Here is an 8,119-nt window from a genome sequence, read left to right as displayed (position 1 = left end):
CTGGATTGCCAAAAAAACGGAAGGCGGCCCCCGTCATCCGCTGGGGTGCCACCTTCCAACCTATTGCCAACCATGCTGGGCATTAGGTCCTGATGCCCTTTTTAACACCTTGTCTGACTTACAACCTGAAAAGAAGTTCGTGCAAACAAACACCGATCTCAAGAACTGCGAACCCGCTCACTTATGTAAACCACAACGCTTTCGAGCTGCCGCTCCTGAGATCGGTTACCGCCCCGAAGAAACCCTTGAGACGTACCTCAAGATGTTTCGCCTGTATTCTTCGGGTCGGCATCCATCGCGGTAAGTTTAGAACCCCGGGAAAGGGGTTCACCACCACTCCACCGCAGACTTTTTCAAACGAACGCCAGCCAAAACTCTCACCAGCGAAAGGCAACCGATTGGTGGCAGGGAATTTGACATCTGCGCCTCAAAACCACGAAACTACGCCGTTTTCAGCGGCAGCCATCCCTGCCGGCGTCACCAGCCACTCTTAAAGAGGTAAAAAATGACCAAACAATCCTCCTTCAGCCGCGAAGAGCTGTTGGCATGCGGACGCGGTGAGATGTTCGGCCCGGGCAACGCACAACTGCCCACGCCGAACATGTTGATGATGGACCGCATCATCAAGATCTCCGACGAGGGCGGCGCGTATGGCAAGGGGGAGATCCACGCCGAACTGGATATCAACCCTGACCTCTGGTTCTTCGACTGCCACTTCCCCGGCGACCCGGTCATGCCTGGCTGTCTGGGCCTCGACGCAATGTGGCAGCTGGTGGGCTTCTTCCTGGCGTGGGTCGGCAACCCCGGTCACGGTCGCGCGCTGGGAGTGGGCGAGGTCAAGTTCACCGGCCAGGTGCTGCCAAAAGCCAGCAAGGTGACCTATCACATCGATATGAAGCGAGTCATCAGCCGCAAATTGGTACTTGGTGTCGGTGATGGCGTGATGAAGGTAGATGGCCGTGAGATCTACGTCGCCAAGGATCTGCGGGTCGGCCTATTCATCTCCACCGACAACTTCTAAACCGACTATGCAGCGGCACCCTGGAGATTGGCTAACCAGCCTTCTCATCTCCCTGATGCTGCTGGTCGGCGCCACTGCTCAGGCGGCCTCAGGTATCGAGCAGATCCTCGCCCTCGACGAGGCACCGGAGGGAGTTGTCTTCGAGATCGCCGAGGACGATGACGACGACCTGGGCTGGGCGATCCCCAAAACCGTGAAACAGATCAAGCGACTGCGCCAACGCTTCCCCGGGCTGCCCGTCGCCGTAGTCACCCACGGAGTCGAGATGTTCGCCCTGAAAACTGAACATCGTGAGGCGTTCAGACCGGTGCATGACGCGGTACAGTCCCTCACCCAGCAGCAGGATGTCGATCTGCATGTCTGCGGCACCCACGCCAGCTGGTACAACGCCGATGAGTCGGACTTCCCCGACTATGTGGATGTCGCCCCGGTAGGTCCGGTGCAGATCCGCCAGTATCAGGAGCTGGGTTACATCCTGATCCGCATAGAGCGCTAGAGAGTGGAGAGCACGCAGAGCCTGCTTGGCCTGATCCTGCTCACCGCGCTGGCCTGGCTGTTCAGCGAGGATCGCCGCCAGGCCGATCTCCGACTGATCGCCACCGGTCTTGGCCTGCAGCTGCTACTGGCCCTGCTGCTGCTCAAGCTGCCGCTCTTCAAGACGCTGTTCCTCAGTCTCAACCACGCCATCCTAGCGTTACAGACCGCCACCGAGGCTGGCACCTCATTCGTGTTTGGCTACCTGGGCGGCGCCGATCTGCCGTTCAGCGAGAGCACCCCGGGGTCCAGTTTCATTCTCGCCTTCAAGGCACTGCCGCTGATTCTGGTGATGAGTGCGCTGTCCGCCCTGCTCTTCTACTGGCGGCTGCTGCCGCTGCTAGTGCGCGGTTTCTCCTGGCTGTTGCAGCGGAGCCTCAACATCGGCGGTGCGCTGGGGCTGGGCGCCGCCGCCAATATCTTTGTTGGCATGGTCGAGGCTCCGCTACTGGTGCGCCCCTACCTCAATCAGATGACCCGTAGCGAGCTCTTCTCCCTGATGACCCTCGGCATGGCCACCATCGCCGGCACCGTGATGGTGCTCTATGCCGCGATCCTCGGTCCGGTGTTGCCCGACGCGATGGGCCACATCCTCACCGCCTCGATCATCTCCGCCCCCGCCGCGATCATGGTGGCACGGCTGATGGTGCCGGAGACCGGCGAAAGCACCGCCGGTCAACTGGTACTGCCACAGCAGGCGGAGAGCAGCATGGACGCCGTTACCAAAGGCACCATCGACGGCCTGCACCTGCTGGCCCACATCATCGCCCTGCTGGTGGTGCTGGTGGCCCTGGTCAGCCTGCTCAACCAAACCCTCAGCCTGCTGCCTGAGATAGCTGGCTCACCGCTCACCCTGGAGCGGCTACTCGGCTGGCTGATGGCGCCGATTGTCTGGAGCATGGGCATCCCCTGGCCCGAGGCCCCGGCCGCTGGCGCGCTGATGGGCACCAAGACGGTGCTGAACGAGTTTCTCGCCTACCTGCAGATGAGCCAGCTGCCGGAGGGGACCCTTTCCGAGCGCAGCCGGCTGATCATGACCTATGCCCTGTGTGGCTTCGCCAATTTCGGCAGCCTCGGCATCATGCTTGGCGGCATGGGCGCGATGGCCCCCGAACGGCGCAACGAGATCGTCGCCTTGGGGATGCGCTCGCTACTCTCTGGCACCCTGGCCACCTGCCTCACCGGTACCGTGGTGGGATTAATCCTCTAATCTAAAAACCACCCTATAAGGAATAAAATATGTGTAAGAAGTGTTGGAGTCTGGTCACAATCCTATTGCTGCTAATCGCCGCCGGCGCCTACAAATTTCTCATCCAGGGCAGCACCGTACCGGCAAGCGATGGCCGGGTTGCAATCCAGCTGAGCACCGGCGAGCGGGATCTGGTGCTCTCCGAGATGCGCGCCTTTCTCGCCAGTGTCCAGCAGATCACCACCGGAACCGCCAATGAAGAGATGGCAAGGGTCGCCGCCAGCGCCCGCCAGGTGGGCCTCGCCGCCCAGCAGGGGGTGCCCGGCACACTGATGGGAAAGCTGCCCCTGGAGTTCAAAAAACTCGGCTTCGACACCCATACTCGGTTTGACCAACTGGCGCTGGATGCGGAGCAGCTAGGGGATCCAGGCCACAGCCTCACCCAGCTCGCTGAGCTGATGCAGAACTGCGTCGCCTGTCACGCCGCCTACCGCTTCGAGGTGGAACAGCGATAGGCAAAACGCCCGGCTGACAGCCACACAGCAGAACAACTGAGAGAGTAGTGCCATGAAAAACCGTTGGAACGACACCGAAGCCGCCCGATTCACCGACGACCTGCAACTACGGGTCTACAGCTCACGCCTGCTCGGCCAGGATCCCTCACTGGTACTGCACGGCGGCGGTAACACCTCGGTGAAGATCCGCCAACCTGACCTGTTCGGCGAGGCGGAGGAGATCCTCTACGTCAAGGGCAGCGGCTGGGATCTGGCGACCATCGAGGCAGCGGGCTACACTCCGGTACGGATGGCACACCTGCTGAGGTTGGCTGAACTGGAATCCCTCTCCGATCTAGAGATGGTAAATCAGCTGAAGACCCACCAGACTCTCGCCAGCGCTCCTACCGCCTCGGTGGAGGCGATCCTACACGCCACCCTGCCCTACAAGTTCGTCGACCACACCCACGCCGACGCCATCATCACCATCACCAATACCAAGGATGGTGAGGCGCGCATCCGCGAGATCTATGGCGACGAACTGGTGATCATCCCTTATGTGATGCCGGGCTTCGATCTGGCACGGCTGGTGGCCAAGGCGTTTCCCAAACAGGTCAACCCCAACACCATCGGCATGGTGCTGATGAACCACGGCCTCTTCTCCTTCGGCGAGAGCGCCAAAGAATCCTATGAACGGATGATCACCCTGGTACAGCGAGCGGAAGCATACCTACAGGCCCAGGGGGCCTGGCAGCTGCCGGAAGCACTGTCCCCTCCCCCGCCAGACACCAGCACCCTGTCAGCTTTGCGCCAATCATTATCAGAGGCCGCGGGCCAGCCAATGCTCCTGCAGAGCCATCGTTCACCTGAAGCCATGTCCTTCTGCGGCCGCGACAATCTCGCCACCATCTCCCAACAGGGCCCCGCCACTCCGGACCATGTGATCCGCACTAAGCGGCTACCGATGCTGGGCAGCGATGTAGCGGCTTACGCTAAGGCCTACCGCGACTATTTCGAACAACAATCACCCCAGGCGCGCAGTCCGGTGCAGATACTTGATCCGGCACCGCGGGTGGTGCTCGATCCGCAGCTCGGCATGTTGAGCGTCGGCAAGAGTGCCAAGGAAGCTGGCATTGTCGCCGACATCTACCACCACACCATGCAGATCATCCAGCGTGCCGAGCAACTTGGCGGCTGGCGCGCCCTGCCGGCCAGCGATATCTTCGATGTGGAGTATTGGGAGCTGGAGCAGGCGAAACTGCGCACCGGCGGCACTCCGCCGCCCTTCCAAGGGGAGATTGCACTGGTCACCGGTGCCGCCTCCGGCATCGGCAAGGCCTGTGTCGAGTCGCTACTGGCACGCGGTGCGGCAGTGGTGGGGCTCGATCTCAATCCCGAGATCACAGGGCTCTACGATCGGGCCGAGTTCCTCGGCATCCGCTGTGATGTAACCGACAGCAACGCGCTCAAAGACGCGCTTGAGCAGACCCTGCTCGCCTTCGGCGGCCTTGATATGCTGATCCTCAACGCCGGCATCTTCCCCGGCGGCTGTCCGGTGGCAGAGCTGACGGATGAACAGTGGCGCAAGGTGATGCAGGTCAACCTGGACGCCAATCTGAGCCTGCTGCGGGAGTGCCATTCGCTGCTGCAGCAGGCACCGCGGCATGGCCGGGTGGTGGTGATCGGTTCAAAGAACGTGCCGGCCCCCGGGGCAGGTGCAGCGGCCTACTCCGCCTCCAAGGCGGCGCTCAACCAACTGGCACGGATCGTCGCGCTGGAGTGGGCGGCCGACGGCATCCGCATCAACAGCCTGCACCCGGACGCGGTATTCGACACCGGCATCTGGAGCGATCAGGTACTGCAGGCGCGGGCCGATCACTACGGCATGAGCGTGGCGGAGTACAAGACGCGTAATCTGCTGAAGACCGAGGTAACCAGCCGGGATGTGGCGGAGCTGGCGGCAGAGCTTTGTGGAGAGCTGTTTGCCAAGACTACCGCCGCGCAGATCCCGGTGGATGGCGGCAACGACCGGGTGGTGTGAGGGGGAGAGAGGCGAGACCGATGGATAGCCGACATATCCAAGCGAGGGTGTTGGTGGCAGAGATGCCGCCTTCAAGCATACATGGAGGTATTCACTGTGTTCCTTGCTTGGGCATGTCGGCTATCCAGTGACCCTTTTATTAGCTGTCCCGCAACTGCTGCAGTTCGTTGCCCAGCTCTTCGCTGACCAGCTGGTACTCGAGCTCAATCTGCTGGGCTAGCGGCAGCAGATCATGCCCCCCATCGCTGCGGGCTTTCTGCTCTGCCTCCCGGCAGGCTGAGGCGAGCCGGGAGGCGCCCAGGGTGGCGCTGCTGGAGATCAGCTGGTGGCTGGTCTCAGCAAACAACTGCTGGTCCTGCTCACCCGCAGCATCCAGTATCTGACTAATCTGCTGCGGACTGCTCTCCAGATAGAAGCGGATCATCTCCTCCAGAAGGTCACTGCTGTCGACACCACCCATCGTGTGGATCTTATTCAGCATCCGGCGGTCAAGGATCAGCTCCTCTTTCATCGCCGCAGGCGACTCTGCAGCTTCCGCCTTTAGCTTCCCTCCAACGGGAGTCACCCAGTGTTGCATCACGATAGCCAGCTGCTGCAGGGAGAAAGGCTTGCTGAGATATCCGTCCATGCCCGCCGTATTACACTTCTGTTTGACCCCCGCCTGCACATCAGCGGTCAGCGCGATGATCGTCACCGGGCGGTTCACTGCCAACTGCCGCTCACGCCGGCGTATCTCCTGCGCTGCGCCAAAGCCATCCAGCTCTGGCATGTGGCAGTCCATCAGGATCAGATCGTATTTAACCGCACTGGCGGCATCCACCGCTTCCTGCCCATTCACGGCAAGCTCCACCTGGCAACCCAGATGCTCTTTCAGCATGATCAGGGCGAGGTCCCGATTAATCGGATTATCCTCCGCCAGCAGCACCCGGACCCCTTCAAACCTCTGCGGTTTATACTGCGGCTCCTCCTCTTGATGCCTCCAGCTCTTTTCTGGTGCGATCTCAACCTCCGGATCGAGCATCCGCTGCATGGTATTAAACAAGGTCTGGGTACGCACCGGCTTGTTGAGCAGTTCACAATCCCCCCGGCTCACCGCCTCCCGTACCTGGCTGCTCGGCTCAATACCCACCAGCAGCAGACGGTTGGGCAGCTGATCGCCAAACTCATGCTGGATCTGATGAATAAGATTGAGCCCTACGCTGCCATCCAGCCCCTTGTTGATCAGAATAAAGTCGAACCCTTCGCCACACTCAACGCTGCGCTGCAACAGTGGCATCATCTGTTCGGCCCGGACCAGAGTTTCACGCTGCATGCCGGCCAGCTGGAGCTTGTCGGTGAACGCAGCGCAGGCAGTTTCATTGTCGCACACTAGCAGGATGCGCTTGTCGCGAAGCAGTTCGAGGGGCTGCGGGGCGCTGCTCATCTCACCGCTGCTGAGCGGCAGGCGGAGATCGAACCAGAATCGCGAACCCTGTCCCGGTGCGCTCTCCACATCGATCCGGCTGCCCATCATACGCATCAGCTGATCGGAGATGGAGAGCCCCAGCCCAGTCCCGCCGAAGCGCCGCTGGGTCGAGCCATCAGCCTGGGAGAATGCACCGAAGATCTGAGTCTGCTCCTCCTGGCTCATGCCGATGCCGGTATCGAAGACCTCCACCCGCACAGCAACATCTGATGCACTCCCCTTGCCCATTGTGGCGCGCAGCAGCACTTCACCATGCTCGGTGAATTTGATCGCGTTGGCCAGCAGGTTGATCAACACCTGACGCAGCCGATTGTCGTCGCCATGCACCATCACCGCCAGCGCCGGATCGGCCAGCACCACCAATTCCAGCCCTTTGCATTGGGCCTGTCCAGCGAGCAGTTCACCGGTCTCCTCAAACAGCTCCAGCAGATTGAAGTCGCGCTGGGTCAACTCCAGCTTGCCCGCCTCGATCTTGGAAAAGTTGAGGATGTCGTTGATGATGCCGAGCAGGGAGTCGGCAGATCGCTTGATCGTCTGGGTGTAGTATCGCTGCCGCTCCCCCTGATCGGTGCTCAACAGCAGATCGGTCATACCGATGATGCCGTTCATCGGAGTCCGTATTTCATGGCTCATCGAGGCAAGGAAGGCCGACTTTGCCTGACTGGCAGCCTCCGCCACCGCTTTCGCCTGCTTCAGGCCATCGATCAGGCGATCGTTCTGGTACTGCAAACGGAGATTCTGAAGTGAGGTGCGATTCTCCCGCAATGCCACACCATTGATGAAGATGGCATACAGCAACAGCATCACAAAGATCAAGCCGTCGATGCTCTCGCCCAGAGTGCCAAGTTTCCAGACCACCGCGATGATCAACGGGTTGAGATAGAGCAGCGCGGTAAACAGGTGTATCGACAACACGTGCACCCCGGCGGAGACAACACCAGTTCCCAACAGGATACTGTAGAGCAACGCCGGATGTTCTGTCAGGGGAGGAAAGGGCAGCAGAAACAGCCCGCCCCAAGTAAAGCCGGTGAGAATCGAGGCAAATGAGTAGGCCCGAACCCAATTGCCGGGGCGTGCTGAGGGTTGATCGCCAAGCCGATGTAGCAGGATCACAGCCAGGCGGGCGGCAATGGTGGCAAGCAAGGTGCCATACCAGAGCCAAATGGCCTGGCCGGGCATTACCACCCAAAGCACCCCGACCAACACCAGACCGGCGAGCGCGATCGTGAGATTGGCGTAGGGCCCGAAGGCGAACAACACCCGCTCCTGCTCCCTGACGATTCGCGCCTTCAGGCTCTGAGACACCGCATCCTGCCGTTGATCTGCTTCCATTTCCATCCTCCAACCCAACCAATCCCTAAAAATACCCGATCGA

At 60.7% G+C, this 8,119-nt stretch carries 7 protein-coding genes; 6 read left to right on the top strand and 1 reads right to left on the bottom strand.

Features of this window, described 5'->3' with window-relative positions:
• From RIFP1SYM_RS18010 to RIFP1SYM_RS07915, 6 genes are all read left to right on the top strand, one after another.
• Nucleotides 1-304 (top strand): hypothetical protein (locus RIFP1SYM_RS18010; protein ID WP_240992059.1); only part of this gene is annotated, 304 nt, incomplete at its 5' end.
• Between the two features lie 201 nt (nt 305-505).
• Nucleotides 506-1,021 carry a 3-hydroxyacyl-[acyl-carrier-protein] dehydratase FabA gene (gene fabA, locus RIFP1SYM_RS07935; protein WP_005961657.1) on the top strand — a complete coding sequence of 172 codons (516 nt, stop codon included), beginning with the start codon at nt 506-508 and terminating at the stop codon, nt 1,019-1,021.
• Nucleotides 1,022-1,028: 7 nt separating this feature from the next.
• Entirely contained in the window at nt 1,029-1,517 is a 489-nt protein-coding gene (locus RIFP1SYM_RS07930; RefSeq protein ID WP_005961655.1) for a DsrE family protein, read from the top strand.
• Nucleotides 1,518-1,520: 3 nt separating this feature from the next.
• Entirely contained in the window at nt 1,521-2,765 is a 1,245-nt protein-coding gene (locus RIFP1SYM_RS07925; RefSeq protein WP_005961653.1) for a NupC/NupG family nucleoside CNT transporter, read from the top strand.
• A gap of 29 nt (nt 2,766-2,794) precedes the next feature.
• Nucleotides 2,795-3,259: a hypothetical protein gene (locus RIFP1SYM_RS07920; RefSeq protein ID WP_005961651.1), complete on the top strand. Its 465-nt coding sequence runs from the start codon at nt 2,795-2,797 to the stop codon at nt 3,257-3,259.
• 52 nt (nt 3,260-3,311) lie between these two features.
• Entirely contained in the window at nt 3,312-5,279 is a 1,968-nt protein-coding gene (locus RIFP1SYM_RS07915; protein WP_005961649.1) for a bifunctional aldolase/short-chain dehydrogenase, read from the top strand.
• Between the two features lie 139 nt (nt 5,280-5,418).
• On the opposite strand, the gene RIFP1SYM_RS07910 is transcribed toward RIFP1SYM_RS07915, so the two are convergent.
• A complete protein-coding gene (locus tag RIFP1SYM_RS07910) occupies nt 5,419-8,076 on the bottom strand; it encodes a response regulator (RefSeq protein WP_006474294.1) in 2,658 nt (885 codons plus the stop codon).
• Between the last annotated feature and the right edge of the window lie 43 nt (nt 8,077-8,119).

The organism is endosymbiont of Riftia pachyptila (vent Ph05), from assembly GCF_000224455.1.
GTDB lineage: Bacteria > Pseudomonadota > Gammaproteobacteria > Chromatiales > Chromatiaceae > Endoriftia > Endoriftia persephonae.
The sequence above is the reverse complement of the archived record's forward strand: the minus strand, read 5'-3'. Positions and strand labels throughout refer to the sequence as shown.

Coding starts and splice junctions, on each gene's coding strand:
- RIFP1SYM_RS07910 (WP_006474294.1), bottom strand. CDS start 8,076: ATGGAAGCAGATCAACGGCAGGATGCGGTGTCTCAGAGCCTGAAGGCG.
- RIFP1SYM_RS07930 (WP_005961655.1), top strand. CDS start 1,029: ATGCAGCGGCACCCTGGAGATTGGCTAACCAGCCTTCTCATCTCCCTG.
- fabA (WP_005961657.1), top strand. CDS start 506: ATGACCAAACAATCCTCCTTCAGCCGCGAAGAGCTGTTGGCATGCGGA.
- RIFP1SYM_RS07920 (WP_005961651.1), top strand. CDS start 2,795: ATGTGTAAGAAGTGTTGGAGTCTGGTCACAATCCTATTGCTGCTAATC.
- RIFP1SYM_RS07915 (WP_005961649.1), top strand. CDS start 3,312: ATGAAAAACCGTTGGAACGACACCGAAGCCGCCCGATTCACCGACGAC.